The organism is Georgenia daeguensis (assembly GCF_039537705.1).
Taxonomy (GTDB): Bacteria; Actinomycetota; Actinomycetes; order Actinomycetales; family Actinomycetaceae; genus Georgenia; species Georgenia daeguensis.
The window spans coordinates 1-26,519 of record NZ_BAABBA010000029.1; the positions used below are offsets into that span (position 1 = coordinate 1).

The following is a 26,519-nucleotide window of genomic DNA, read 5'->3' on the forward strand; positions in this document are numbered from 1 at the left end:
AAGGTAGCGTCGGGCACGTCGAGGTCTTCCAGATGGGCAGCGTCAGAACTCCCATCATCGGAAGACCTCGACCCCTATCCGGCGACCGACGCGCCCACCACCGCTACACCGTCAACTGCGAAGAGCCGGATTACCGACGACGGCAAGATCAACCTCGCACCTGCCGGCGTGTTCCATGGTCTGACCGACCGATTCGTGCGTGTGGCCGGCTCGGCGGACGTAGGTTCCCTCCATGTAAGACGAACCAGCGCCAGTGGCGAAGCCACCGCAGCAGTACGGGTTCCTCCACGGCAACCCAGATCTTGCTCGGGCCGGGACATCAGTGGCTACAACCCAGCCCCAGCACCGTCACGGCCACCTTGCGCTCACACGCCAACTGCGCTGGGGCCGCGGTCGAGAAAACCACCGCCGGACCTCCAGCGTCAGGTCCATCACGCCGACATGGAGGCCGATCTCGGCCCTCCACAGCGCCTCGTATGTCCCGGCCCACAGGGGTCAGGGCGCCGGTGTTCTCTGCTCGGGATGCCACGTGTCGGCCTCGCGTCGGAAACGCCGCGTGGTGCCCGATGCCAAGGTGGCCTCGTGCCCACCGACCCGCAGCCGGACACGCGGGTCTGCCACGCACGGCTCGGCCGTGACGGTCAAAGTGTCGTCGTCGATCGAGACCTGGAGGCGTTGACCCCGGTGCTGCAGGCGGACCCGCAGCGCGTGCAGCACGGCCGGCAGGACGGGGTCCAGTGCGACGGTGGTGCCATCGGTGCGCAGGCCGGCGAAGGACCGGGTGAGGATATCGAGCGTGCCGGCCATGGCACCGAGGTGGATGCCCTCCTTCGTGGTGCCGCCCTGGGTGTCGTCCAGGTCTGCGGCCAGGGCCTCACGAAAAGTCTGCCAGCCACGGGCAGGGTCCATCCGGGCCAGGACGGAGGCGTGCACGACCCGGCTCAGGGTGGACCCGTGAGCGGTGCGGGCGAGGTAGTAGTCCACCGTGCGTGCCAGCACGTGACGGGTGGTGGGGTAGCCGAGCCGGTCCAGCATGCCCAGCAGCCCGTCCGGGCCTAGGAGGTAGATGAGCATGAGGACGTCGGCCTGCTTGGCCAACTTGTACCAGTTGGTCGCGTCACCCTCGGCCTCCAGAATCAGATCCAGGCGGCCGATGTTGCCGTACGTGCGCCGGTAGCGGTCCCAGTCCAGCTCGGCCAGGTGCTCGTAGCCGGCGAACTGGGCGATGATCCCGTCTGGGAGGAACGGCACGGCCAGGCGCCGGCTGAGGTGCTCCCACGTGGCCGGTTCCTCCGGGCGGATGCCCAGGCGGGCGTGGACGTCGTCGCACTCGTGCCCGGCCACCGCCTCCAGGACGTCAAGGGCCCGCCGGCACATCCACGCGGTCATGACGTTGGTGTAGGCGTTGTCGGCCAGGCCCTGTCCGGGGGCGCCGGGGTAGCCGTCGTGGTACTCGTCCGGCCCCATCACCCCGCTGATGTGGTACCGGTCCGTGGCGGCGTCGTATGTGGCCAGTGCGGTGAAGAACCGGGCGACCTCAATGATGAGGTCGGCGCCCCGCTCGGCGAGCCAGCGCACGTCACCGGTGGCCTGGTAGTACTCCCAGGCGTTGACCGCGACGGCGAGGCCGACATGGCGCTGCCGGCGCGAGTTATCCGGCATCCACCGGCCCGATCGGGTGTTAAACAGCTCCGCAGGGGTCTCCTCGCGCCCGTCGCTGCCGCTCTGCCAGGGGAACATCGCCCCGGGCAGGCCCGCGGCTGCGGCCGCACGGCGGGCGGCGTCCAGGCGCCGCCAGCGGTACTCCAGCAGACCGCGGCTGACTCGGGGCAGGTGGGCGGTGAGCACCGGCAGGACGAAGACTTCGTCCCAGAAGACGTGCCCCCGGTACCCCTCCCCGTGCAGGCCGCGGGCCGGGACCCCGGCGTCGAGGGCCGCGGTGTGCGCGGAGAGCGACTGCAGGAGATGAAACACGTGCAGGTTGATCACGAGCCGGGTCTGGGTGTCGGCCTCGAGGGCGACACCGAAACGCTCCCACAGCCGCGCCCAGGCCTCCTCGTGCGCGGGGAGGAGGTCGCCGAACCCGCCCGGGACCGCATCGAGCTCGCTCAGTGCGGCCAGCCGTGGGGAGGCGATCGCAGGGTCCTTGGAGGTGAACACGGCGACGGTCTTGTCGATGGTGACCGGGTCGCCGTCCTCGAGCGGCAGGTCGAAGACCTGGGCGAAGAGCTCCCCGTCGTGCTCGGCAGTGCCGCCCGGCGCAGCCCCGCTGACGCTGGTGAGGGCGGCGGCCGCGATCCGCACCTGGCTCTGGGTGGTCTCCACCTCCACCACGAAGGTGCCGGCCCCCGCCTCCTTGGCACCTACGGTGCGCAGGTGGCGGTTGGCCAGGGCGGCGTACTCGGTGACGTTGGCGTTGACCACCCCCGCGTCGATCCCCGACCGCACCTGCACGGTCCCGTCCCACCCCTGCGCCACGAGCGTGGTCTGAAGGGCAGCCAGGTGGGGCCGGGCCATCGAGACGAGGCGCCGCTGCGTCAGGCGCAGCCGGCGCCCGGCGGCGTCGGTGAGCACCGCGGTGCGGGTCAGGACCCCCCGGCGCAGGTCCAGCTCTCGCCGCTCCCGCGAGGTGGTGAGGTCACCGGCGGACCACCACCCGCCCGCGTCGGTGCGCACGTCCAGCGGTAGCCAGTTGGGCGCGTTGACCAGGTGCTCGTCCTCCATCTGGCGGCCATGAACGCTCGAGACCAGCCGGTTGTAGACCCCCGCCAGGTAGGTACCGGGATAGTGCACCCCGTCCGCGGCGCGCTCCGGGGCGGCGCCGCGGGTGCCGAGATAGCCGTTGCCCAGCGTGGTCAGCGCCTCGCGGTGACCCTCGTGGGCGGGGTCGAACCCCTCGTAGACGAGCGTCCAGGGGTCCGCGCGCAGCGCCCCGAGGTCGAGCTGACCAACGTCCTCGACCACCAGGTGCGCCCCGGCCGCCTCCAGCTCGGCCCGCTGCCCGGCCCGGGCCACCCCGACCACCAGGCCGAACCCACCCCGCCGGGCCGCCTGGACACCAGCCACGGCGTCCTCCACCACCGCGACCCGTGCCGGGTCGACTCCCAGCTCGCCGGCCGCCGTCAGGAACATCGCCGGGTCGGGCTTGCCCGCCAGGCCCAGCTCGGCGGCGCGGTCGCCGTCCACGACCACATCGAAGGCCCCCGCCAGCCCCGCGGCCTCCAGCAGAGCACTGGCGTTGCGGCTGGCCGTGACAAGAGCCACCGGCACGCCACCGGCCCGCAACCGGGCCAGCAGGTCCACCGTGCCGGGAAAAGCCGCAGCGCCGTGCTCGGCCAGCAGGTCGAGATTGATCTCGTTCTTCCATGCGGCCAGCCCGTGCACCGTCCAGGCCCCCGCCGGGTCCTGCGGCGTCCCCACAGGGACGTCGATGCCGCGGGCGGCAAGGAAGGCGGCCACCCCGTCGACCCTCGAGCGCCCGTCGACGTGGCGGCGATAGTCCGCCACTACGTCGAAAGGTGTGTGGGCGCCGGGCCCGCCCGCCCGCGGATCGGCAAGGACCGTCTCGAAAAGCTGCCGCCATGCCTCGGCGTGCAGTGTGGCGGTGTCCGTCACCACCCCGTCCAGGTCGAAGACCACCGCCTCCTGCGGCGGCACCGCCCCCGTCGGGGCAGGGACCGCGGTGGACGATGCCGGGCGCGTCGTCGGGGGTGTCACGGTTCTCCTTCGATCGGTACGCCGGGTGTGGTGGCCGCGGCCGTGTTCGTCCGGTGCGGCGGTCGCAGGACGACCCACATGGCCGACAGCACGGCGAGGAGCCCGGCGGCGGTCCACCCACCCGGGCGCTCCCCCAGCACGACGGCGGCCAGGGCGATGCCGAGGACCGGGGTCAGGAACGTCCACGTGGTCAACGTGTCCAGCCGGTTGCGGCGAGCCTCGGCGAACCACGCCACCGTGGTCGCCGCGGTGCCCACCAGGGCCAGGAACGCCAGCGACAGGACGAAGCGGGGCGTCCAGGCGATCACCGGGGCGCCCTCGACGACGGCGGCCAGCACCACCAGCCCCGCCCCACCGAGCAGCAGGTGCCACGCGGTGGCGGTGACTAGGTCCAGCCCGCCCAGCCGCCGGGACAGGAGCGTGCCCCCCGTCACGGCAGCCGCCGCGAGCAGCGACAGCGCCGCCCCGCTGCCCCCGCCGCCGGGCACCGCGACGAGGACGAGGCCGGCGAAGCCCACGACCAGGGCGACCGCCGTCCGGGGGGAGAGCCTCTCCCCGTAGAGCCACCAGGCCGGCAGGAGGATCAGCAGCGGCTGGGCGTTGGCCAGCACCGCGGCGGTGCCGGTGGCGCCACCGGCGACCCCGGCGAACATCGCCGCGAACGCCACGGTGACGTTGACCAGTCCCAGGACGGTGATCAGCCCCCAGGCTCGCGGCCCGTCCGGGGCCGGGCGGCGCTGGACGCCCGCCAGGGCCAGCAGCGCCCCGCCGGCCACCAGTGCCCGCAGGGCCGCGTACCACAGCAGCGGTGCGTCGCGCAGACCCCACTCGATCGCGACGAAGCACGCCCCCCAGGCCGCGGTGATCCACAGCATGCGCAACGGCTTCGGCCGCCGCGCACCCCCGGTCACCGCTCCGGCAGCCGGTGCAGTCCGGGCGGCCGGGGTGCCGGGGTCCACCGGGGTGTGGTCCATACCGGCAGCCGGTCAGCGGGTGCCGGCCGGCACCGGAGCGGTCGGCTCCGGCTCCCGGACGGCGCGCTGCGGCGCGGCCGGGGCCTGCTGCGCCGGCAACCTGAGCCGCTTGAGCAGCAGCGCGTTGACGGTGACGATGACCGTGGAGCCGGACATCGACAGGGCCGCGATCTCCGGGCGGAGCATCAGGCCGAACGCGGGGTAGAACACCCCGGCGGCGATCGGTAGCGCGATGGCGTTGTAGCCGATGGCCCAGGCCAGGTTCTGCCGCTCCTTCCGTACGGTGCCCTTGCCGATGCGCAGCGCGACGGAGACGTCCAGGGGGTCCGAGCGCATCAGGACGATATCCGCTGTCTCGATCGCCACGTCCGTCCCGGCGCCGATCGCGATGCCGATGTCGGCCTTGGCCAGGGCCGGGGCGTCGTTGACGCCGTCGCCGACCATCGCCACCGTGTTTCCGGCCTGCTGCAGCTCGGCGACCTTCTCGGCCTTGTCCCCGGGCAGGACCTCGGCGATGACGGTGTCGATGCCGAGCTGCTCGGCGATGCGCCGCGCGGTGGCCTCGTTGTCGCCGGTCAGCATGACGACCTCGATCCCGGACTCGTGCAGGGCCGCCACGGCCGCGGCGGCCGTCGCCCGAGCGGCGTCGGCCAGTGCGATGACACCGACCGCGCGCCCGTCCACAGCGGCGAGCACCGCGGTGCGCCCCGAGGCGGCCAGCTCGTCCCGCCGCTCGGCCAGGTCGCCCACGTCAACGTTCTCCCGGGTCATGAGGCGGAGATTTCCTACCAGGACCCGGCGACCGTCGACCACGGCCGTGGCGCCGTGGCCGGGGACGTTAAGGAACTCACTCACGGCCAGCACCGGCACGCCCCGCTGAGCGGCATGGCTGTCGATCGCGCGGGCCAGCGGGTGCTCAGACTCGCGCTCGACCGCAGCGACCAGGGCCAGCATCTCCTCCTCACCCATCCCCGACGCGATGACGTCGGTGACCTCCGGCTCACCCTTGGTCAGCGTGCCGGTCTTGTCCATCACCACCGTGTCGATCTTCGCGGTCCCCTCCAGGGCGGTGGCGTTCTTGAACAACACCCCCCGCTGCGCACCAAGCCCGGTGCCGACCATGATCGCCGTCGGGGTGGCCAGACCCAGGGCATCGGGGCAGGTAATGACCACCACGGTGATCGCGAAGAGCATCGCCTGCGCCACCCCGGCACCGGCGAGCATCCAGACCGCGAACGTGGTCCCGCCGCCGATCAGGGCGACGAACACCAGCCAGAACGCGGCCCGGTCGGCCAGTCGCTGCCCCGGAGCCTTGGAGTTCTGCGCCTCCTGGACCATCTTGACGATCTGCGCCAGGGCGGTGTCCGCACCGACCTTCGTGGCCCGGGCCCGCAGGGTGCCGGTGGTGTTGATCGACGCGCCGATCACCTCCGCCCCCGGCGCCTTCTCCACCGGCATGGATTCCCCGGTCACCATCGACTCGTCGACCTCGGACTCCCCTTCCTCCACCACCGCGTCGACCGGGATCTTTGCCCCCGGTCGCACCAGCAGCAGGTCACCGACGACGACCTCGGACGTAGGGACCTCCACCGGCTGGCCGTCACGGATCACGACGGCCTGGGAGGGTGCGAGCTCGAGCAGCGTGCGCACGGCGTCGTTCGCGCCGCCCCGGGCGCGCATCTCCAGCCAGTGCCCGAGGAGGACGAAGGTGGTCAGCACCGTGGCCGCCTCGTAGAAAACCTCACCACCGCCGGTGAACGTGACCACCAGGCTGTACAGCCACCCGGCGCCGACACCGACCGCCACCAGGACCATCATGTCCAGCGTCCTGGCCTTCAGCGCCCGGTAAGCGCCGTCGAAGAAGATCCACGCCGAGTACAACACCACCGGCAGGGACAAGATCAGGGAGAAAACGTCATCGCGCAGCCCGAACGGCGCCGGGACGGTGAACCCGAGGACCTCTCGCCCGATCGGGGACCAGAGGAGGATCACCACGGAAAGCACCGCGGCGACCAGGAACCGGTTGCGCATGTCCCGCGTCATGTCCTCCATCGACCCACCGCCGTGATGCCCGCCGTGGCCCATCACCGCCTGCGCGGACCGATCGGTCTCCTCGCCGCCGGCGTGGGCGTCGTGTCCGGCGTCGGTCTGGTGTCCGGCGTGGGCGTCGTGTCCGGCGTCGGTCTGGTGTCCGGCGTGGGCGTCGTGTCCGGCGTCGGTCTGGTGTCCGGCGTGGGCGTCGTGCCCGGCGTCGGTCTCGTGTCCGGCGTGGGCGTCGTGCCCGGCGTCGGTCTCGTGTCCGGCGTTGGCGTCGTGGCTGGCTTGCCCGGCGTTGGCGTCGGTGTGGGCCGGTTCGGCCATCGGGTGGCACATGTGGTCTGGTACCGACTGCCCGGCGCAGTGGTAGCCGCAGTCGTTGACCCAGCCGACCAGCTGGGCGACGGAGGTCTTGCCGGGATCGTAGGTGACCGTCGCGGTCTGGGAGACGGCGCTGGCCTCGACGGCGAGCACGCCAGGACGGCCCAGCAGGGTCTTGACGATCACCGGTTCCGAGGTGGCCCAGTGCAGGCCGCCGACCTCCAGGACCGTGGACTGAGGCTTCATATCAGGTCTTCCTTTCCGGCCCCGTGGCCGACAAATCGTGCTGACGGGCCAGCGTGATACTGACCCGTCCGTCCGGTCTCAATCCGCCGTCGCCCGGACCGCGTCAGGCAGGAACTCACGCCGCATACCCAAAACTTCGTCAGTCATCGCGATCGAGATGGCGCCGTCGGCCACGGTTCCGGCCAGTGCCCGGATGGCGTCGATGGTCTCGGGGACGACGATGGCCTCGTTGTAGACCTGGTAGGTCAGGTAGACCTCATCCCCCTCGACGGTCAGGACGTCCTCCCACAGGGCGACCTCCCACATGTCCCCCCGCGGCCGGCCCAGGTCCCGCATGAGCTCGACGGTGGTGTTCAGTGCCGTGAGACCGTCGGCCATGCGAATGAACGCGATGCGCGGGGCGGCCCGCAGGGCGTCCAGAACCTCCTCACGGCTGGCCGGTCGGGTCAGCTGCAGGGTCCAGTAGTGGTTGTGAGTCTGGGTGTGCGCTGCCTTCGCAGCCATGGTCACCACGTCCAGGTCGGGCAGGACCGTGCGGGCGTCCGGACCCTGGTGGGAGGGGATGGAGGCCTCGGGGACCACGGTGTTCATGACACCGCCCTGATGTGACTCGCCCGGGTCGGTGGCCCGCCGGATCAGGACCCCGCGGGCGCGGGCGAGGAGGTCGGCGTCCTGGAGCGCCCCGAGCACGCGCACGATGCTGGTGGTGTTGCACGAGACCACCCGGGTGGTGTCCCGGCCGAGCGCGGTGGCGTAGTTGGCCTGGGCGACGAAAGAGTGCCCGGTGGTGGCGTGCGACTCCCCGCCCTGGAAGACGGCCTTGACCCGGGCGGCCCGGTAGGCCTGCAGGTTGGTGGCGGCGACCTTCTTTGGGGTGGTGTCCACCACCACCTCCACCTGGTCGAGCAGGTCGCCCAGCGTGCCGGCCACGGGGACCCCGACCGCCTGCATCGCGGTGCCCGCGTCCTGGGCGGCCGTGAACACGTCGATGCCGAGCCCTGCGGCGGTACGCACGCGCCAGTCCGTGGCGACGTCCGCCACCCCCACCAGTTCCATGTCCGGCATGGCGCGGACGGCGTCGGCGACCCGCTTGCCGATCACTCCATAACCATTGACGGCAACGTTGATGGTCATAACAGCCTCCAGTGCTTGTTCCGTGTTCTCTGAGCTTGTTCCGTGTGTTCTCTGTGTTGTGCTGTTCTGAGTTTCGGCAGGGTCAGGCGGCGCACTCGGTGCACACCGGTCGGCCGTCGATGGTGGTGACCAGCTGGCTGCGGTGGTGGACGAGGAAGCACCGGGTGCAGGTGAACTCGTCCTGCTGCTGGGGCAGGACCTGCACGGTGAGCTCCTCGCCGGACAGGTCCGCCCCGGGCAGCGTGTAGGAGTCGGCCAGCTCGGCCTCGTCCGGTTCTTCCTGCTGCGGTGCCGCAGCGGTGAGCTCGGGTGACGCCGCCGTCTCCGGCGCGTCGTCGTAGCGTGGGCGAGGGGCGTCGTAGTCGATCGTCACCGCTGTCTTCCCTTCTCAGCTGCTGCGCACGAGCCGGGTGATGGCCTCGGACGCCTCACGGATCTTGGCCGCCTGGATCGCTTCGCCGGCCCGTGAAGCGTCGGCGAGGCAGTGGTGCATGTGCTCGTCCAGCAGGAGCAGCGCCACGCCTTGCAGCGCACGGGAGGCCGCGGAGACCTGGGTCAGAACATCTATGCAGTACGCGTCCTGCTCGACCATCCGTGTGATGCCGCGCACCTGTCCCTCGACCCGGCGCAGCCGGTTGACCACCTGGCGGGGGATCACAGCCTGGCCGTCGGCTCCCGGTGTCGTGCTCATCGCTCCTCCTTCACCCCCGTGGGCGGCGCCTGCCGAGGTGGAGCCTCCACCCCGGCAGGCGCGGGACGTCATGCCCGCACTGCCGCGTACTTGCTCGGGTCGGCCTTGAAGGTCGCCGCGCAGTGGCCGGAGCAGAAGTAGTACGTGGTGCCCTCGTACTCGGCGCTGTCGGCGGCGGATGCGGGGTCGATGCTCATCCCGCAGACGGGGTCGGTGACCTTCGCGGACTTCTGGGACATGTCTTCCTCCATGGGTGTTGCGGGTGGGTTGTCTTCCTCATCGCGCCCGACCTCCACCACCGGGTCGGCGGCGGCGACATGGGCGACGTCTTGGACCGGGCGCGGGGTGAAGCGGCGCAGCCGGTTGGCGTTGGCGACCACGGACAGGGAGGACAGCGCCATGGCGGCAGCGGCGATCATCGGGCTCAGGGTGATGCCGAGGGCGGGGTAGAGCACCCCGGCGGCGATCGGGATGCCCAGGCCGTTGTACAGGAACGCGAAGACCAGGTTCTGCCGGATGTTGCGCATGGTGGCCCGGGACAGGTCGATCGCGGTGACCAGCCCAGACAGGGCCCCGGAGATCAGGGTGATGTCGGAGGACTCGATGGCCACGTCCGTGCCGGTGCCGATGGCGGAGCCGACGTCGGCCTGGGCCAGGGCGGGGGCGTCGTTGATGCCGTCGCCGACCATTCCGACGACCTTGCCGCCGGCCTGGAGGCGCTTGACCTCGGCGGCCTTGTGCTCGGGCATGACCTCGGCGACCACTCGGGTGATGCCGACCTGTCGGGCGATGGCCGCGGCGGTGTCGCGGTTGTCGCCGGTCATCATCACGACCTCGATGCCGCGCTCCTGCAGGGCCGTGACGGCCGCCGCTGAGCCCTCCTTGACGGTGTCGGCCACGCCGACCACGCCGGCGGGACGCCCGTCCACCGCCACGAGCATCGGGGTCTTGCCGTCGGCGGCCAGCCGCTCGAGGTCGGCGGCCAGCGGATCTGATTCGATCCCGGCCGCGGCCAGCAGGCGCCGGTTGCCCACCAGGACCTCCCGGCCCCCCACCAGGGCGCGCACCCCCTGGCCGGTGACGGAGTCGAACGCCGTCGCCCCGGCCGGTTCCAGACCGCGCTCCCGCGCGCCGGTCAGGATCGCGGTGGCGAGCGGGTGCTCGGAGGAGACCTCCACCGAGGCCACCAGGGCCAGCAGCTCCTCGGCCGCGAACCCCTCGGCCGGGAGGACGTCCGTGAGCGCCGGGGCACCCTTGGTGATGGTGCCGGTCTTGTCCAGCACCACGGTGTCGAGCTTGTGCGCGGTCTCCAGGGCCTCCGCCGAGCGGATCAGGATGCCGTTGGTGGCGCCCTTGCCGGTGCCCACCGTGATGGACATCGGTGTCGCGAGCCCGAGCGCGCACGGGCAGGCGATGATCAGCACCGACACCGCCGCGACCAGGGCGAAGATGCTCGCCGGCGGCGGACCTACCAGCGCCCAGACCACGAAGGTCCAGATCGCGATGGCGATCACCGCCGGGACGAAGTAGCTCGAGACCTTGTCCACCAGCCGCTGGATCGGCGCCTTGGACCCCTGCGCCTCCCTCACCAGCTTGATGATCTGCGCGAGCATCGTCTCCGCGCCGACCTTGGTGGCGGTGTACCCGAACGCACCGGTCTGGTTGATCGTGGCGCCGATGACCGTGTCCCCGACCTGCTTCGTCACCGGGATCGGCTCACCGGTGACCATCGACTCGTCCACGGCGGAGGAGCCCTCCAGCACCTCCCCGTCCACGGGGAGCTTCTCCCCTGGGCGGACGAGCACGACGTCACCGACGACGACGTCGTCGACAGGAACCTCCACCTCCTCACCGTCCCGGACGACCCGGGCGGTGCGCGGCTGCAGCCCGATCAGGGCACGGATCGCCTCACCCGTACCAGCCTTCGCCTTGGTCTCCAGCAGCCGGCCCAGCAGGATCAGGGTGATGATCACCCCGACCGCTTCGTAGTAGACCTCCTGGACGTTCTCCGGCAGCACAGCGGGGAAGAAGGTCACCACGAGGCTGTAGCCGTACGCGGCGATGGTGCCCAGCGTGATGAGGGAGTTCATGTCGGCGGTGCGGTGGGACAGCGCCAGCCACCCGGTTCGGTGGATCGGCCAGCCGGTGTAAAACATCACCGGCGTGATCAGGGCCAGCTGGAGCCAGTGGTTCATCAAGATCTCGGGCATCCAGGTGACGCCGAAGAACTCCACGAACATGACCGCGAAGAGCACCGGTGCAGTCAGGACCGTCCCGACCACCACCCGGCGCCGCAGGTCCGCGATCTCCGCGTTGCGCTCCTCGGCCTCCCCGTCACCCGGATCGGCATCTGCCACGAACCCGGAGGGCCCGGGTGAGGTCGTGCCGGACCTGTCGGACCCACCCCGGGCGGTCGCCGGGCCGGATTCTGCCGCCGACACCGGAGCGGCCACGGTCTGCGCCGTCGCAGCACGCTCCAGGACCTGCACGCGCCCACGGATCATGTTCATCCCGCAGGCGAACTCGTACTCCCCGGACGCCTGCGGGGTGAACTCGACCGCGGTGGTCTCGTACGCCGGCAGGACCTGGTTCACCCTGAAGTCCGGCATGACCACCCGGGAGGTGCAGTCACCGGCCTCCTGCCGGTCGAACTCCATGCGCACCGGCACACCCCGGGCCACCTGGACCACGTCAGGGCTGTACCCGCCCTGGACCTTGACCCTGACCACCTGCACGCCGTCGTCCATCTCGGCCTGGTGCGCCCTCTTCGGACCGAAGAAGAACCAGACCAGGAAGCCGGTCAGGGCGACCGCCCCGACGATGATGACGATCTCCGAACCGGTCATCGCCGCACACCTTCCTTCCGCGACTCGTTGTCCCGTGCCCGGCTGTATGTCCGCGCGGCCAGCAGATGGCCGGAACCGTGGCGCGGCGCCGAGAACTGGTCGGAGGAGGTGAGCACGAACCCCGCCTGCTCCACCGCCCTGCGCATGCTCTCTACCCGCACGGCCGAGCCGCTCGTCACCACCACGGACGTGGCGCCGCCGACCACAAGATCTGCGGCTGCTTCACGCACATCGTCCACCGCGCGCAACCGCTCTAGGAGCGCTGCCAGGCACACCCCGCAGGTCAGACCCGCAACGGCAAATCCTGTGACGACCATCGGTCGGCTCCTTCCCTTACCCCCAGGGCTTACCCCCGGGGGGTACCAACACCGTATCGTCCCCGGAGTAAAGAGCACCCAGGCGGCGCGATGAAGATTTCCTGAACTCCGTCGGACTCCCGAGCCCGCTGCCCGAGGCCGTCGTCATCCGCGCGGAGAGAATCTCCTCCGAAATTTGACCGTTTCTACTCCGGCTCTTCGTCTGCGTCGGTAAGCGTTGTCTGGGTGTCTGCGGAAGGCAGCAAGCCGGACGTCACACCCGAATGGACGGAGGAAATGTGCGACCGGTGCTGTTCTCGATCTTCGGCCTCGATGTCCAGACCTACGGGGTCAGCAAAGCCCTGGCGGCCCTGGTAGCTGCGTATCTGCTCGGCCGTGCGTTCGAGCGCTCAGGGCTGAAGAAGGACCACGCCCACGCGTTGGTGCTGTGGGCCACCGTCTGGGGATTCGTCGGGGCGAAGATCTACTTCCTGCTTGAACGAGGAAGCGCTGGGACCCTCACGCTCCATGACTTCGGCGGGATGGGATTCACCTGGTACGGCGGCCTGGCCGGCGGTCTCATCGCGGCGCTCGTCATCATCCGCCGCCGCAATTTACCGGTCGGCACAGTCGCCGGTGACACCGCCGTCCCACTTGCCCTCGCCTACGGAATAGGCCGACTCGGCTGCTTCTTCTCCGGCGACGGAACCTATGGCGAGCCGTCGTCACTGCCCTGGGCGATGACGTTCCCAGACGGTGTGGTCGCCACTGACGTGCCGGTGCATCCCACACCGCTGTACGAAGCCATGGCCGCCGTAGTCGTCGCCGCAGTCCTGTGGCTCCTGAGCAAGCGGTGGAACCCACCCGCCGTCTTCGGCGCCTACCTCGTCCTCAGCGGAGTCACACGATTCTTGGTCGAAACGGTCCGGATCAACGATCCAGTCCTCCTGGGACTGACGCAGCCACAGCTGTGGTCCATCGTTTCCGTCGTGGCCGGGATGGTCATGGTCACCCGCACTCGACCCCTCATGCTCCCGGGCGTCGAGGCACTGCCCGGGGGACCTCGTCAAACACCTGTGGCCAGCTGAGCCGGGCACCATGGCTCAGATTCTTCAGCGTTTCTTCGTCACTTCTGCGTACCACCGCACCAGTTACGTCGGCACACTGAAGGAGTCGGCAGTCGCACAACAGGGGGGCTCGCGATGACGCTGGTCACATGGGTGCTCCTGGTGGTGGCGTGCGCCATCTTCCTCGGCCTAGGGATGTGGACGGTCTCCGCGATCTTTCCCGGCTCCGAAGGCCGCCAGGAACTAGACGTCAACACCACGGGAGAGCCAGGCAAAGATGACGAACACTCACAACCACAGCGGGAAGAATCACCTGCTAGGGATGCTCGGGGCCGCCGCGGTGGTGATCGTCGTCCTGCTGGCCGCGGGTCGCTCCTTCGGTGAGGCATGGCCCCTCGCGGCCGTCCTCGCATGCCCGCTGATGATGATCGGCATGATGTTCATGATGGGGAAGAACGACCGCACCGAGAGAAGTCACGGTCGCCCCCACCCCGTCGACGAGCCAGACGTATCAACACCCTCAGCTCACCACGTCACCACAACGCGGGCGCCTGCACAGTCCCCTCAGCCCAGCCGCTGAGGAAGCCGGGACCGGAGTCGGACCTCTCCGTGCGTCGGGAGACGCAACCGTTGCCCACCGCGGCGAGGCCTGGCTCGGGCTTGACCGGATCCACCGTGGACCAAATCTAGGAAGACTGGTTCGAACGGAGTCTCGGCGGGTGAGGCCGACCATGAAACGGCGGATCATCGGGAACGGGCAGTTCTACCGTGAACTCGGCGCCCGTCCCTAAGCCGGCGCTGTGAGCGCTGACTGTGCCGCCGTGGGCGCGAGTGATGGACCGCACGATCGCCAGCCCCACGCCGGAGCCTCCGTGAGCGCGGTCGCGGGCGGTGTCAGCCCGGTAGAAGCGCTCGAACAGGTGGGGAAGATGCTGAGCGGCGATGCCCTCACCGTCATCGCGCACGCGCACGCGCACGGTCTGGTGGTCGCGCTCGGCGCGGAACCAGACCGTTCCGCCGTGCGGGGTGTGCCGTAACGCGTTATCGAGCAGGTTCGTCATCACCTGGCCCACACGCTCGGCGTCTGCCATCAGCACAGTCTCACGAGCTAGTGCGTCGGCGTCGACCTCGAGGTTTACGCCCTTCTCCTCGTAGCGCCGGGTCGCCTGCGCCACGGCCGTGTCGATGATCTGGGCGGTTGAGACAGGTGCGCGGTGTGTCGTCAGGCGTCCTTCCTCCGCCGAGGTCACCAGCGAAATGTCTTCCGCGAGCCGAATGAGGCGACCAACTTGCTGCCGCATCATCATCAACGTCGCCTCGTCCGGCTGCGTCACGCCATCCAGGATCGCCTCCATATAGGCGTCCAGGGTGGCGAGCGGGGTGCGCATCTCGTGCGCGAGGTCTCCGAGCATCTGCGTTCGGGTCTGCTCGATCTGCCCCAGGTCTTCCGCCATGGTGTTGAACGCGCGAGCGAGGTCGTCGAACTCCGCACCCATGCCCACGACCGGCACCCGGGCGGTGTAGTCCTCGTTCGCGATCCGGTCTGCCGCCTGACGGACCCCAACCAGAGATCTGGAGATGCGGCGGGTCAAGAAGATGCTCACCAAGACCGACGTCAGCAGCGCGGCCAACAGCGCGAGGGCCAACGTGATCGCCGATGCGGTTGAGAAAGCCTGCTCCGCATGCTCGACGACGCCCTGTTGGGACGTCGGTTCCGGAACCAGATGGTCGTGGAAAAGGGTAGGGCCGATGGCCGATGCGACCACCCACGCGGTACCCGCGGCGACCAGCACCACAGCGACGATTGCCGCCAAGAGCCGCGAGCCAAGCCCCCAACCGCGAGCCACTCGGGTCACTCTCCCCGGCCCATGCGATAACCGACCCCTCGCACCGTGGTGATGAACATCGGGTCGGCCGGGTCATCACCGAGCTTGCGCCGCACGTGACCGACGTGCACATCAACCAGGTGGTCATCGCCTACCCAGCCGTCGCCCCAGACCTCATGGATCAGCTGGCGCCGGGAGAAAGCCATGCGGGGGTGACTCGCGAGGGTCGCGAGCACGTCGAACTCCGTCCGAGTCAGCTCCACCAGGTCCCCATGGAGGTAAACCTCTCGGGCACCGACGTCAACCTTCAGCCCTCCCACCGTCACCACATGCTCAGTGTCGCGCGAGTCCTCAGAGCTCCGGGGGCGCCGCAGCATCGCTCGCACCCTTGCCATGAGCTCACGCGGGCTGAACGGCTTGGTGATGTAGTCGTCGGCACCGACGGACAGCCCCACCAGCTTGTCGACCTCTTCGGTCCGCGCGGTGAGCATGACGACATAACAGTCGGAGAAGGTACGAATTCGACGGCAGACCTCGACCCCGTCCAGTCCCGGAAGGCCGAGGTCGAGAACAAGGACCTCGGGCTTCCACTCGCGGGCGTGCTCGATCGCCTGGTGGCCGTCACCCGTAACCAGCACCTCGAATCCCTCGCGTTCGAGGTAGCTGGCCACCAACTGGGCCAGGGGTGCCTCGTCGTCGACCACGAGCACACGTTGCCGCTTGTTCTCTTCCCGCGTCATGCCACCATCCTGTGTGCCTCCGACCGCGATGTCGAAGGCCATTGACCTACGGGACGAGCGACTTCAGCAAATCTTCAAGAACCCCGACTCTCATACCTTGCGCGTCGACACTCCCCTTCCAGAGGGATCCCATGGGGTTGACAGTTGCGGCCTGCCTCACCCAGAGGTGCCCGTTCAGGCAATCCCTCTGCGCCTCGTACGTCCCGAAGAGACCCCGGCCAGCAGGGTGGAGCGCAAGGCGGTTCCCCGTTTGTCCTCAGACTCCCCTGAGGGTACGAAACGCCCACATGGCGGTCCGGCCGTGATGGCGCACAGGCGAACACTCTTGGGCGCGCGGGTGCAGGCGAAGCGCCCGCCAACCTCGGCAGGGCCCATCAGCGCAAGTGGGCGGAGCATCCGCCCAGCCGGTACCCCAGACAGGCGAGTTGCCCAGCAATGCCCATGGACGGGTACTCCGTTGCGCGTACTGGGCGTCGGCAAGGGCAAGTTATCGTGCTGGCCATGGATACCCTGGCGGTGCGCCTGCAGGCCGACCCGGCCGGTGAGCCGCCCGATTGCGACACCATTCGCCACGCCGAGCGCGCCACAAGCACCGTGCTGTCCTACCTGGCATGAGAACGCCGACACCGGTAGACCCTCGGGTCACTGCGCCCACCGGATCATCCGGGCGACTCGCTTCAAGGAACTTCTCGGCTCACCGCTGGACGGTTGTGCTCGCCGTCGTCGGTGGTCTGCTCACCGAGACAGCCTTCCCCGGCAAGTCCTGGTGGCCGATGGCCTACGTCGGTGTAGCGCTGCTGCTGCTGGCGCTGCGCCGCGACTCCGCCCGTTGGGCCCTGGTGGTGGGCTTCCTCTACGGCCTGGCCTTCTTCCTCCCACACCTGTGGTGGGCGAACGAGGCAGTCGGGCAGCCGATCGGGTGGATCGCCCTGTCGGTGGCCCAGGCCTGGGCCATCGCGCTCTTCGGTGCGGCCTGGGCGTGGGCACGGCGTGCCCCGTGGCTTCATCACCGGCCGTGGGCTCAAGTGCTCGCCGTCGCGGTCGTCTGGGTGGCGGTGGAGCGGGCCCGTGGCCAGTGGCCTTTCGGTGGCTTCCCGTGGGGAGCCTTAGCCTTTTCCCAGACTGACGGTCCCCTGCTGCGGCTCGCCCCGCTCGGTGGGACGACCCTCGTCAGTGCGGTTGTTGTCGTCCTGAGCGCCCTGCTGGCCGCCGGGCTGGTCGAGGTTCACAACCGCCGTCCGGGCCGGGCCGGCACCGCCGGCGCCCTGGTGGCCATAACGCTGGGCGCGCTCCCCCTCGTCCCGCTGGAGACCTCGGCCGAGAGCGGGACACTGCGAGTCGGGGCGGTGCAGGGCAACGTGCCGGCCAGGGGCGCTGAGGCAATGTCCCAAGCACGTGCGGTGGCGGCCAACCATGGGGCCGGTACCAAGGCGCTGGTGGATCGGGTGGGGAGGGAGGCCCTCGATGTGGTGCTCTGGCCCGAGAGCGCCTCGGACATCGACCCACGCACCGACGCCGACGTCGCCGCCACCGTGGACCGCGCCGCTCAGGCGGCAGGCGCTCCGATCCTGCTCGGCACACAACGGTTCGTGCCGGGGCTGCGCTACAACGACTACATCCTCTGGCAGCCTGGCCGGGGCGGCGGCGACGTCGCCTACACCAAGCAGCGACCGGTGCCGTTCGGGGAGTACATCCCCTACCGCGACGTCTTCCGGCGCATCACCTCCGCGGTGGATCTGGTGCGTACCGACATGGTCGCCGGGACGGCGCCAGCACTCCTCCCGGTCCCTGTCGACCGGCTGGGCCGTACCGTGCCGATCACGACAGCGATCTGCTTCGAGGTCGCCTTCGACGACATCCTGCGTGAGGGCGTGTTGGCAGGTGGTGAACTCATCGTGATCCCGACCAACAACGCCTCCTTCGGGCTGACTCAGGAGTCCACCCAGCAACTTGCCATGTCCCGTTTCCGCGCCGCCGAGCACGGACGCGCGGTAGTCCAGATCTCCACCGTCGGGGTCAGCGCCGTCATTGCGCCGGACGGAACCATCGAGCAGCAGACCGGACTGTTCACCGCCGAGCAGATGATCACCCAGGTGCCGCTGCGCACCTCCACGACCTACGCGGACCGGGTGGGAGAGTGGCCCAGCCGGGCGGTCGAGGCACTCGCGGTCCTCATAGTCCTTGCCGGCCTGACTGCGACGTACCGGCGGACCGGTCGCCAACCTGTCGCCCTTGTACGCCACGATCGGCGGGCAAGGGAGTAAGCGAAGCGGAGTCTGTTTGCCGCCAGGGTCACGCATGGGCCGGGTAGCGTTCGGCGAGCCGTGGCCATCGGGAGCCAGGGCGATTCGAGGTGGCCGATGTCCCGCACACGCGTGGTGGTCTCCACGGGCGTGCACGCGGTCGGCTCGGTCCTGCCGCAGCTGGTGGGGCTCGCCGCCCTCGAGGCCGCCGACTACGGGTACTTCTCCGCGCTGTACCTGACCTACGTGCTGGGGCTCTCGGTCGTCTTCTCCACGGTCTGCGACGCCTGGATCGTCACCGCACGCACCGGCGGGCAGCTCGCGCGCTGGTCCGACTACGGCAACACCCTGGCCTGGGTGGCGCTGCTGTGCGGGGCCGCCGTCGCCGCCGTCGCCGGGGCACCACGCTCGACCCCGCAGTGACGGCGATCGCCGGCGTCGGAGCGGTGCTGATGGTCTACTACGACGGCGCCCGGTTCTACCAGGCGCACCACGGCCGGTGGGGGCGCGTGCTGGCCGGGGACGTCATGGTGGTGGTCGGGTTCCTCGCCAGGTGGGGGGCCGGCTACCTGACCGACCAGCACGGCCTGCTGAGCCTGCTCCTCGCCCGGGCGGGGGGGCGCGGCGGGCGGCACCCTCGGGGTGGTTCGCCCGGTCATCGGGCACCCGGCCCGCGTGCGGGAGTGGATGGTGCAGCACCACCACGCCATCAAGACGCTGATCCCCGACGCCACGATGATGAACATCGGCTCCATCGGCACCCCGTACCTGCTCCTCTTCCCCATGAGCCTGCACCAGTTCGGCCTGTACCGGGCGGTGTCCAACGTCTCCGCCCCGGCGCGCCTGGTGCTCTCGCCGCTGCGCCCGGTCATTGCGGGCATGACGTGCGCCCGCCTGCACTCGGTCCCGCTTGTGGGCGCCGTGCTGGGCGGGGCCGCCTTCTTCGGCACGGCCGCCGCCCTGGCCCTGGTGTGGATCGAGCTCGTCCCGCTGCCGCTCGGCGTCATCTCCGAGATCGGCCCGTACGCCGTCCCCGCCGGCCTGTACGTGGCCGGCAACGTGATCGGCGAGTTCTACTACACGGTCGTGCGCTTCCACACCGGCCGAGCCGAGCTTTGGTCCGGCCGGCTTGTCGAGACCGTCCTCGGCGTGCTGGGGCCCGTGCTCGGCTGGCTCGTCGGCGGCCTGAGCGGCGCGATCTGGGGCCACGAGCCGCCGGTTACTTTGTCGCAGCATGTCGCGGGAGGACGGCGCCCGATGCGCCGACTTCGATGAGACAGCACGTTGGATGCGTCAGATTCAGTGAGACAGGACCACCATCACTGAGACGGGGACAGCCAAGGCTGTCGAGTTCCCGTGGGAATGAGCAGCCGCCTGGTCCCTGACTTGCAGCTGCTCAGATTGGGTGGCTCTCACGACGGGGTGTTAGTCCCGTTGTACTTGGGCAATCTCGGTGCGGCGTCGGATCTCGCGGGTGCGGGCCTGCCATTCGAGCCCGACCGGGCAAGGCGCGCTGACGGCCGCGAGAAGTTGCAAAGGCGGTCTCCTGTCGACTTTGGGTCCTCGGAGGCGCACTCGGTGCTCATTTCTCGAACGCCTCAGTGCTTCTCCTCGCGGCGGCGTTCGCCGCCCTATCCGCGCTCTCCGTCTTCCTCTCCCCACTTCGCCGACTGCGGAGCACCCCGATCGAGTGGGAGACAGCGGCAGACGAAGCTGAGGAGCGCCGGTAGAATCCGACTCCGTGATGTCGGTGGCCGGTCCGGGTCTGGCGGGTATGGCCCTCGCCCGCTTCCCCGCTCGCCTCCTCTATCTAGTCTCCGCAGCCACCGGACTGCTCTCCGCCACCTTCGTCGCGTCGATCCGCACGGAAGAACCCCGACGCACCGGCGAAGGAACGCGAGCCGTTCCTCCGATCGGTCAGAGCCGGGTTGTCGTTCGTCACGAGTCAGGTCGCGTTGCGCACCTCGGTCACCTGTCACTCGTCCAACTCATGGTGGTCGCCGCGGTGGTCAGCGTGGCGGCGGTCTTCTTCGATACGGCCCACACAGCGATCCTGCCGACCCTCGTGGGGCGCAGACGCGTCTCCGAGGCCAGCGAGCGTTTGCAGACCAGATAGGCGGCCGCCACGGAGGCCACCGCCGCGGCACGCACCAGGCCCCACAGGATCATCACCTGCTTCTTGCGCCACCTGTCCACCCAGGCGCCGGCCGGGATCCCGATGACCAGGTAGGCCACCCGACCCAGCGCCGTCAACACACCGAGCTGCAGGGTCGATGCGCCGAGCACACTGACAGCGGTGACCTGCATCGCCATGGCAGAGAACTGCGAACCCGCCTCGTCGGAGAAATTCGCCGCCCACAAGCGGCGGAATCCCGGCTCCCGATGAACGGCGGTCTCGTGCGGCGGATGGTCAGCTAGCTGGTTCTCGCCGGTGGCCACCGGAGCATGTCTACCAGCGTCAGCGAACTACCGGACGGAGCAGTCAGCCAACGCGCCGAAGCGAACTACGCGCGCAACAAGAGGGGAGTTGTCTTGTCTCATCGAAGTTGGCGCATGGAGAGGCGTTGACCAGGGCCGCGCCAGGCTGGGTGAGACGTACGTCGATGTTCTGTCTCATTGAAACTGGCGCAGCTCGCGGTTTCCCGGGCCACCAGGACGGCGACCGCGAAGATGCCCGAGGGCGCAGGAAACGGCGGGCAGGCATGTCGTGCGCTCAATTTTGATGAGACGGACTCAAGGATGCGCCAGATTCGATGAGACTGCGCCAACTGCACTGAGAGGGGACAGGAGTCGCGCACATGGCGACCCAGATAGAGCGGGAAGAGCGCATCTCCAACGGGACTCGACAAAGGCCCGTGCACACGGGCGCTGACACAGACAGGTGCACTGTGTCATATCGGCTGTTATCGGCGTTGTGGTTCGGGGTGGGATCAGACTGTGGATTCAGCCTTGGATCTGTGGGGTGACCGTGCGACAATGGGTGCATGAGTAGTCAGGCGACCGTTGCGCGAGGTGACCTCCGCGCCTACGAGGAGTCGCTCCGGCTTGCCACGCCCGAGCTGGTCAGTCGGCTGCGCGACCTGCTGGGCGCCAAACTCGTCGCCTACCTAGGGTCGGTCCAGGAGACCCGTGCCGTGCGGCAGTGGGCCGCCGCCGACGACCCACGCACGCCCTCGACCGACGTCCTCAACCGCCTGCGGATGGCGTACCGGATCGCGGCGTTGCTCCGCGAGAAGGACACCCCTGGCGTCGTCCAGGCATGGTTCCAGGGCATGAACCCGCGCCTCGACGACGTCGCGCCGGCACGCCTGCTGCGCGAAGGCGACCTTGAGCAGGTCGGCCCCGGCGTCCTCGCGGCCGCACGCGCGTTCGCCGCGGCCGGGTGAGTCGGCCTCCGGTATCGAACCGAGGTAGGCCGTAGAGCGGTGGAGGGCTGGATACTGGCAGTGTCCGGCCAGCCAGTCGGTGATGACCTTGCCCGGCCCCGGACGAAACAGGGGTTGACAACCGCAAGAGACGATCCTTACCTTCCTCCTAAACGTTTAGGTGCCACGCAGGCACAGGCGCCTCGACCTAATCGTTTAGGAAGGTGAGTCAGGGTGGCGAAGAAGCCCACCATGATGGACGTCAGCCGAGCTGCTGGCCTGTCGGTGTGGACCGTGTCGCGTGCGCTCGGCGACGGCGACGGCGTATCCGCGCAGAGCCGTGAGGCCGTTCTGCGTGCCGCGCGCGAGCTCGGCTACGTGCCGAACCGTGCAGCTCAGGAACTGCGGAAGAACACCCGCCGCACCGTGACCGTCATGACCGCCAGCACGTCCAACTACTACTACATCGACCTGATGCGAGGTGTGCAGCGGACGCTACGGTCCTCGGGCCGGACCGCCATGGTCGCCGACCTGGCGGCTGAGGGCGCCTACACCGTCCAGGTCGAGGACGCCACCGTCCAGAACGTCATCGAGCACCGCACCGCCGGCGTCATATCGACCCTCACGCTCAGTCCGCACAACGCCGAACTGCTCCAGACCTGGGACATCCCCGTGGTGTTCGTCGACTCCGCCCCACCGGCAGGGGTGGCCGGTGCGGCCAGCGTGACGACCGACAACTACGCCGCAAGCCGAGACGTGGCGGAACACCTCGCTGCTCACGGCTACACCGAGTGGCTGCTGCTGATGTATCCCTCCCGGTGGACCACGCGTGCGCCGCGTGAGCGTGGCATGCGCGAGGCCGCTGCGCGGTTGGGGGCGAACCTCGTCGTGATCGACAGCGAGAACGATCCGAGGTCCGCGGCGACGGCGTTCGCCTCGTACCTCGACCGCGAGGGCACCCGCACTCCCCGCGCCGTCATCGCCGGCAACAACCCGCTGCTGCAGGGTGTCCTGGAAGTCCTTCGCGACCGCCGACTGAACGTTCCAGAAGACGTTGCCCTCGTCGCGTTCGACGAGTTCGCGTGGGCACCGCTACTCGCCCCGCCGCTGACCGTCCTCGACGAGAACGCCAGCAACATCGGCGACCTCGCCGCGTCCACCCTCACCCGCCTCATCGAAAGACAGATCCAGGCGGAACAAGAAGGCCAGCGGCCGGTGCCGGTGTATCTGCCCGAAGACAGGCAGGAGGTGGCCGCAACGCTCACGATCCGGCAGTCCTGCGGCTGCTGACACCCCGACCGCATCCGAAACACCAGGGACGAGCCGTACACCAGCGAGTGCGGTGCGTCCGCGAACCGCCCAGCAAACCGTTCACTACCGCCGCACAGCCGCGGCACCCCAATGAAGGAGTCAAGGTGAAGATGAGCCCCCGCCCGACGATCGGCGCCACACTTGCCGTGGTCGCCGCACTCGGTCTCGCCGCGTGCACCTCCGGCGACGACGTCGCCGCCGAGGGGCCGGAGTCCATCGACTCGATCGGCCTGATGGTTCAAGACATGTCGAACCCGTTCTTCTCCGCCATGGAAAAGGGCGCCAAAGAGGCGGCCGAGGAGATCGGTGCCACGGTGAACACCCAGGACGCGCGCCTGGACCTTGCCAACCAGAACACCCAGATCGACGCCTTCATCCAGCAGGGGGTCGACCTCATCGTCATCAGCGCGGTGGACCAGGACGGCATCGAGCCGGCCATCGAGCGCGCCAAGCAGGCCGGCGTCATCGTCATCGCCGTCGACACCCCCGCCAAGGGCGCGGACGCGGTCATCATGACCGACGCCGTGGAGGCCGGTGAGAAGTCGTGCGAGTACCTCTTCGAGCAGATGGGCGGCGAGGGAAAGATCCTCATCGTCGACGGAACACCGATCCAGACCATCATCGACCGCATCACCGGCTGCGAGAACGTCATGGAGGACTACCCCGGCATCGAGGTCGTGGGACACCAGTCGTCGATGAACGACCGAGCGTCCGGACTCGCGGTGACCACCGACATGCTGACGGCAACTCCCGACGTCCAGGGGATCTTCGGGATGAATGACCCGTCGGCTCTCGGCGCCGTCCTTGCGGTCGAGCAAGCCGGGCTGAGCGACCAGGTGATCGTCACCGGCGTGGACGGCAGCCCCGAGGGCGTCGAAGAGCTCGAGCGAGATGGTTCCCCCTTCGTCGGTACCGCGACCCAGAACCCGGCAGAGATGGTGCGCCAGGCAGTGCAGGTGGCCGAGGACATCGTCAACGGGGAGCCGCCCGCGGAGACCACCATCCTCATTCCCAGCGAACTGGTCACCCGCGACAACGTCAGCGAGTACCCCGGCTGGTGACCTCGCCGGTGTGTGCGGCGCCGGATCCGGCGCCGCACACACCGAGGCCGAAATGGAGACGTCATGACAGCATCAACAACGGCGCCGCTACTGCAGTTGCGCGGCGTGTCCAAGCGATACGGGCCGACCCTCGCCCTCGACGGCGTCGACTTCGACCTCCATGCCGGAGAGGTCCACGCCCTCATGGGCGAGAACGGCGCCGGGAAGTCGACCCTGATGAAGATCCTCGCCGGCAACGAGTCGAGGGACGCTGGACACATCCTGATCGACGGCCAGGAGATCGACATCACCTCCCCCGCCGACGCCCGCGCGCACGGCATCGCGATCATCCACCAAGAGCTGAACACGGTCCCGGCGATGAGCGTGGCCGAGAACCTGGCACTTGGCCAGGAACCGCGCACGAGGTTCGGTGCACTCGACCGTCGCGCCATGCTCACCTCTGCCCGGAAGAAGCTCGCGCGCATCGGCGCCAGGATCGACCCCCGCCGTCCGCTGGGCGACCTCAGCGTCGGCATGCAGCAGATGGTCGAGATCGCCCGCGCCGTCAGCGAGGACGCCCGCATTCTGGTGCTGGACGAGCCCACCGCAGCTCTCTCGCGGGCCGAGGCCATCCAGCTGTACCGCATCATCAACGAGATGCGCGACGCCGGCGTCGGGCTGATCTACATCTCCCACCGCATGGAGGAGGTCTGGCAGCTCGCCGACCGCGTCACCGTCTTCCGGGACGGCAGTTATGTCGGCACGCGGGAGAAGGGCGCGATCGACCCACCCGACGTCGTACGCATGATGGTTGGTCGCGCAGTGGATGACCTCTATGTCCACGAGCCGCGCACTCCCGGCGCCGAGATCCTCGTCGTGGACAACCTCGCTGGTACGGGCGTCGGGCCCGTGAGTCTCAGCGTGCGTGCCGGGGAGGTCGTCACCCTCGCGGGGCTCATCGGTTCGGGCCGCACCGAGGCTGTCCGCCTCATCTTCGGGGCCGACCGTCGCGACTCCGGGCGGGTGCTCGTCAACGGCCAACCGTCCGACGCTCACTCGCCTCTGGCCGGGATCAAGCATGGCATCGCCATGGTCCCCGAGAGCCGCAAGGAGCAGGCGCTGTTCCTCCAGCACACCGTCGAGTCCAACATCGCCATCAGCGCGCTCGACAAGCACACCAAGGCGGGCGTTCTGGACCGCCCCGGCATCCGCAGGTCGGTGAAGAAGGAGATGCAGCGTCTCAACCTGCGACAGAACGCCATCGGACTGCCCGTTAGAGCTCTCTCCGGCGGCAACCAGCAGAAGGCCGCGCTTGCCCGGTGGCTGATGCGTGACTCCGAGGTCCTCATCCTGGACGAGCCGACGCGTGGCGTCGACATCGGCGCCAAGAGAGAGATCTACGAACTCATCGACGCGCTGGCCGCCCAGGGCAAGGCGATCCTGGTGGTCTCCTCGGACCTGCCCGAGGCCATCGGCATCAGCGACCGGATCCTCGTCATGCGTGCCGGCGAGATCGTCGCGGAACTCCCGGCCAGCGCCACAGAAGAAGACGTCATGTTCCACGCCACCGGCACGGCGGCCCACTCGACCGGAGAAGCCCGATGAACGACACCACTACCCTCACGCCCGCCGGCTCAGACACCAAGGAACCCTTCGACTTCGCCCGCTGGTGGGACCGGGTCGGCATCCTCGTCGTGCTTGTGCTGCTCGTCGGCCTCATGGCACTGATCGCCCCGAACTTCGCGTCGACCGACAACCTGTTGAACATCGCCCGGTCGATCTCAATCAACGCGATCCTCGCCGCCGGGATGACCTTCGTCATCATCACCGCCGGCATCGACCTCTCCGTCGGATCGATCATGGCAGTCTCCGGCGTCGTCAGCGTCCTCACCGCCATGGCCGGCGCCCCGTCACCGGTCGCCGTCCTCGCCGGCGTGCTGGCCGGCGCCGTCGCCGGGTTGTTGAACGGCCTGTTCATCGCCTACATGGCACTTGCCGCCTTCATCGTCACCCTGGCCTCGATGACCTTCCTGCGCGGCCTCGCCTACACGATGACCGGCGGCCAGCCCATCGTCGACAACGCCCTGAACTTCAGGGACCTCGGCAACGGTTACATCGCAGGCGTCCCCGTCCCCGTCATCGTCATGGCAATCGTCTACCTCGTGGCCTGGTTCATCCTCGAACGCACCCGCTACGGACGCCACGTCTACGCCGTCGGCGGCAACCCCGAAGCCGCCCGCCTCGCCGGCGTCAACGTCAAGCGCATCATCACCTCGGTCTACGTCATCGCCGGGCTGTGCGCCGGCCTCGCCGGTGTCATCTTCGCCGCACGCGTCGTCTCCGCCCAGCCGACCGCCGGCACCAGCTACGAGCTCGACGCGATCGCCGCCGTCGTCCTCGGCGGCACCAGCCTGGCCGGGGGACGTGGACGCATCGTCGGCACCCTCATCGGCGCGGTGATCCTGGGCGTCCTGAGCACCGGCCTGATCCTCATGAACGTCCCGTTCTTCACCCAGCTGCTCATCAAGGGCGTCGTCATCATCCTCGCCGTCTCCATCGACAGCCTCAAGCAGCGTCCCATCCGACGCCGACGCCGAGCCGCCGCTCTGAGCGGCGAAGAGGTCGCGACCGCATGACCACCGACCGCCCCCGCACGCCCGACCAG

21 protein-coding genes are annotated in these 26,519 nt (G+C 69.3%); 10 read left to right on the forward strand and 11 right to left on the reverse strand.

Annotated features, from left to right (window positions below; translation table 11 throughout):
* Positions 1 to 495 precede the first annotated feature (495 nt).
* From ABD774_RS19115 to ABD774_RS19150, 8 genes are all read right to left on the reverse strand, one after another.
* A complete protein-coding gene (locus tag ABD774_RS19115; protein WP_345044831.1) occupies positions 496 to 3,717 on the reverse strand; it encodes a beta-phosphoglucomutase family hydrolase in 3,222 nt (1,073 codons plus the stop codon).
* Entirely contained in the window at positions 3,714 to 4,592 is an 879-nt protein-coding gene (locus tag ABD774_RS19120) for a DMT family transporter (protein ID WP_345044833.1), read from the reverse strand. Before ABD774_RS19120 ends, ABD774_RS19115 begins: the two co-directional genes overlap by 4 nt.
* Positions 4,593 to 4,703: 111 nt before the next feature.
* A complete protein-coding gene (locus ABD774_RS19125) occupies positions 4,704 to 7,295 on the reverse strand; it encodes a heavy metal translocating P-type ATPase (RefSeq protein WP_345044835.1) in 2,592 nt (863 codons plus the stop codon).
* A 78-nt stretch (positions 7,296 to 7,373) separates the two neighbouring features.
* Positions 7,374 to 8,429 carry a type II glyceraldehyde-3-phosphate dehydrogenase gene (locus tag ABD774_RS19130; protein WP_345044838.1) on the reverse strand — a complete coding sequence of 352 codons (1,056 nt, stop codon included), beginning with the start codon at positions 8,427 to 8,429 and terminating at the stop codon, positions 7,374 to 7,376.
* A gap of 82 nt (positions 8,430 to 8,511) precedes the next feature.
* Positions 8,512 to 8,802 carry a DUF4193 domain-containing protein gene (locus ABD774_RS19135; protein WP_345044841.1) on the reverse strand — a complete coding sequence of 97 codons (291 nt, stop codon included), beginning with the start codon at positions 8,800 to 8,802 and terminating at the stop codon, positions 8,512 to 8,514.
* 15 nt (positions 8,803 to 8,817) lie between these two features.
* Complete coding sequence (locus tag ABD774_RS19140) at positions 8,818 to 9,120, reverse strand: metal-sensitive transcriptional regulator (protein WP_345044843.1); 303 nt, start codon at positions 9,118 to 9,120, stop codon at positions 8,818 to 8,820.
* 68 nt (positions 9,121 to 9,188) lie between these two features.
* Complete coding sequence (locus ABD774_RS19145) at positions 9,189 to 11,966, reverse strand: heavy metal translocating P-type ATPase (RefSeq protein WP_345044846.1); 2,778 nt, start codon at positions 11,964 to 11,966, stop codon at positions 9,189 to 9,191.
* On the reverse strand, positions 11,963 to 12,283 hold the full coding sequence (locus tag ABD774_RS19150) for a heavy-metal-associated domain-containing protein (protein ID WP_345044848.1): 321 nt from the start codon (positions 12,281 to 12,283) through the stop codon (positions 11,963 to 11,965). Before ABD774_RS19150 ends, ABD774_RS19145 begins: the two co-directional genes overlap by 4 nt.
* Before the next feature lie 287 nt (positions 12,284 to 12,570).
* On the opposite strand from ABD774_RS19150, the gene ABD774_RS19155 reads away from it, so the two are divergent.
* Positions 12,571 to 13,350: a prolipoprotein diacylglyceryl transferase gene (locus ABD774_RS19155; protein WP_345044851.1), complete on the forward strand. Its 780-nt coding sequence runs from the start codon at positions 12,571 to 12,573 to the stop codon at positions 13,348 to 13,350.
* 256 nt (positions 13,351 to 13,606) lie between these two features.
* Entirely contained in the window at positions 13,607 to 13,909 is a 303-nt protein-coding gene (locus ABD774_RS19160) for a DUF2933 domain-containing protein (protein ID WP_345044854.1), read from the forward strand.
* Between the two features lie 106 nt (positions 13,910 to 14,015).
* Here ABD774_RS19160 and ABD774_RS19165 read toward each other — a convergent pair whose 3' ends face one another.
* The gene (locus ABD774_RS19165) at positions 14,016 to 15,143 is read right to left on the reverse strand and encodes a sensor histidine kinase (RefSeq protein WP_345044856.1); all 1,128 of its coding nucleotides are present in this window, start codon (positions 15,141 to 15,143) and stop codon (positions 14,016 to 14,018) included.
* A 38-nt stretch (positions 15,144 to 15,181) separates the two neighbouring features.
* Complete coding sequence (locus ABD774_RS19170; protein ID WP_345044898.1) at positions 15,182 to 15,895, reverse strand: response regulator; 714 nt, start codon at positions 15,893 to 15,895, stop codon at positions 15,182 to 15,184.
* Positions 15,896 to 16,605: 710 nt separating this feature from the next.
* Between ABD774_RS19170 and lnt the strand changes: the two genes are divergently transcribed.
* The 3 genes from lnt (at position 16,606) to ABD774_RS19185 (ending at position 19,413) form a co-directional block, all read left to right on the forward strand.
* A complete protein-coding gene (gene lnt, locus ABD774_RS19175) occupies positions 16,606 to 18,159 on the forward strand; it encodes an apolipoprotein N-acyltransferase (RefSeq protein ID WP_345044858.1) in 1,554 nt (517 codons plus the stop codon).
* A gap of 96 nt (positions 18,160 to 18,255) precedes the next feature.
* Positions 18,256 to 18,561, forward strand: coding sequence for a hypothetical protein (locus ABD774_RS19180; protein ID WP_345044860.1), 306 nt, complete (start codon positions 18,256 to 18,258; stop codon positions 18,559 to 18,561).
* 219 nt (positions 18,562 to 18,780) lie between these two features.
* The gene (locus ABD774_RS19185; protein WP_345044863.1) at positions 18,781 to 19,413 is read left to right on the forward strand and encodes a hypothetical protein; all 633 of its coding nucleotides are present in this window, start codon (positions 18,781 to 18,783) and stop codon (positions 19,411 to 19,413) included.
* A gap of 693 nt (positions 19,414 to 20,106) precedes the next feature.
* Here ABD774_RS19185 and ABD774_RS19190 read toward each other — a convergent pair.
* The gene (locus ABD774_RS19190; protein ID WP_345044865.1) at positions 20,107 to 20,577 is read right to left on the reverse strand and encodes a hypothetical protein; all 471 of its coding nucleotides are present in this window, start codon (positions 20,575 to 20,577) and stop codon (positions 20,107 to 20,109) included.
* A 545-nt stretch (positions 20,578 to 21,122) separates the two neighbouring features.
* On the opposite strand from ABD774_RS19190, the gene ABD774_RS19195 reads away from it, so the two are divergent.
* The 5 genes from ABD774_RS19195 to ABD774_RS19215 all read left to right on the forward strand — a co-directional run bounded on the left by ABD774_RS19195 (position 21,123) and on the right by ABD774_RS19215 (position 26,490).
* Positions 21,123 to 21,524, forward strand: a complete 402-nt coding sequence (locus ABD774_RS19195) for a hypothetical protein (RefSeq protein WP_345044867.1) — start codon at positions 21,123 to 21,125, stop codon at positions 21,522 to 21,524.
* A 213-nt stretch (positions 21,525 to 21,737) separates the two neighbouring features.
* The gene (locus ABD774_RS19200; RefSeq protein WP_345044870.1) at positions 21,738 to 22,793 is read left to right on the forward strand and encodes a LacI family DNA-binding transcriptional regulator; all 1,056 of its coding nucleotides are present in this window, start codon (positions 21,738 to 21,740) and stop codon (positions 22,791 to 22,793) included.
* A 131-nt stretch (positions 22,794 to 22,924) separates the two neighbouring features.
* Positions 22,925 to 23,875, forward strand: a complete 951-nt coding sequence (locus tag ABD774_RS19205; RefSeq protein ID WP_345044901.1) for an ABC transporter substrate-binding protein — start codon at positions 22,925 to 22,927, stop codon at positions 23,873 to 23,875.
* A 63-nt stretch (positions 23,876 to 23,938) separates the two neighbouring features.
* Positions 23,939 to 25,459, forward strand: coding sequence for a sugar ABC transporter ATP-binding protein (locus tag ABD774_RS19210; protein ID WP_345044872.1), 1,521 nt, complete (start codon positions 23,939 to 23,941; stop codon positions 25,457 to 25,459).
* Positions 25,456 to 26,490: an ABC transporter permease subunit gene (locus tag ABD774_RS19215; RefSeq protein ID WP_345044875.1), complete on the forward strand. Its 1,035-nt coding sequence runs from the start codon at positions 25,456 to 25,458 to the stop codon at positions 26,488 to 26,490. Before ABD774_RS19210 ends, ABD774_RS19215 begins: the two co-directional genes overlap by 4 nt.
* Positions 26,491 to 26,519 lie beyond the last annotated feature (29 nt).

Bases quoted from the DNA above. Each gene is read 5' to 3' on its own strand.
- ABD774_RS19120 (WP_345044833.1), bottom strand. From the start codon at position 4,592: ATGCTGTGGATCACCGCGGCCTGGGGGGCGTGCTTCGTCGCGATCGAG.
- ABD774_RS19125 (WP_345044835.1), bottom strand. From the start codon at position 7,295: ATGAAGCCTCAGTCCACGGTCCTGGAGGTCGGCGGCCTGCACTGGGCC.
- ABD774_RS19130 (WP_345044838.1), bottom strand. From the start codon at position 8,429: ATGACCATCAACGTTGCCGTCAATGGTTATGGAGTGATCGGCAAGCGG.
- ABD774_RS19140 (WP_345044843.1), bottom strand. From the start codon at position 9,120: ATGAGCACGACACCGGGAGCCGACGGCCAGGCTGTGATCCCCCGCCAG.
- ABD774_RS19145 (WP_345044846.1), bottom strand. From the start codon at position 11,966: ATGACCGGTTCGGAGATCGTCATCATCGTCGGGGCGGTCGCCCTGACC.
- ABD774_RS19150 (WP_345044848.1), bottom strand. From the start codon at position 12,283: ATGGTCGTCACAGGATTTGCCGTTGCGGGTCTGACCTGCGGGGTGTGC.
- ABD774_RS19160 (WP_345044854.1), top strand. From the start codon at position 13,607: ATGACGAACACTCACAACCACAGCGGGAAGAATCACCTGCTAGGGATG.
- ABD774_RS19170 (WP_345044898.1), bottom strand. From the start codon at position 15,895: ATGACGCGGGAAGAGAACAAGCGGCAACGTGTGCTCGTGGTCGACGAC.
- ABD774_RS19180 (WP_345044860.1), top strand. From the start codon at position 18,256: ATGTCCCGCACACGCGTGGTGGTCTCCACGGGCGTGCACGCGGTCGGC.
- ABD774_RS19195 (WP_345044867.1), top strand. From the start codon at position 21,123: ATGAGTAGTCAGGCGACCGTTGCGCGAGGTGACCTCCGCGCCTACGAG.
- ABD774_RS19205 (WP_345044901.1), top strand. From the start codon at position 22,925: ATGAGCCCCCGCCCGACGATCGGCGCCACACTTGCCGTGGTCGCCGCA.
- ABD774_RS19210 (WP_345044872.1), top strand. From the start codon at position 23,939: ATGACAGCATCAACAACGGCGCCGCTACTGCAGTTGCGCGGCGTGTCC.
- ABD774_RS19215 (WP_345044875.1), top strand. From the start codon at position 25,456: ATGAACGACACCACTACCCTCACGCCCGCCGGCTCAGACACCAAGGAA.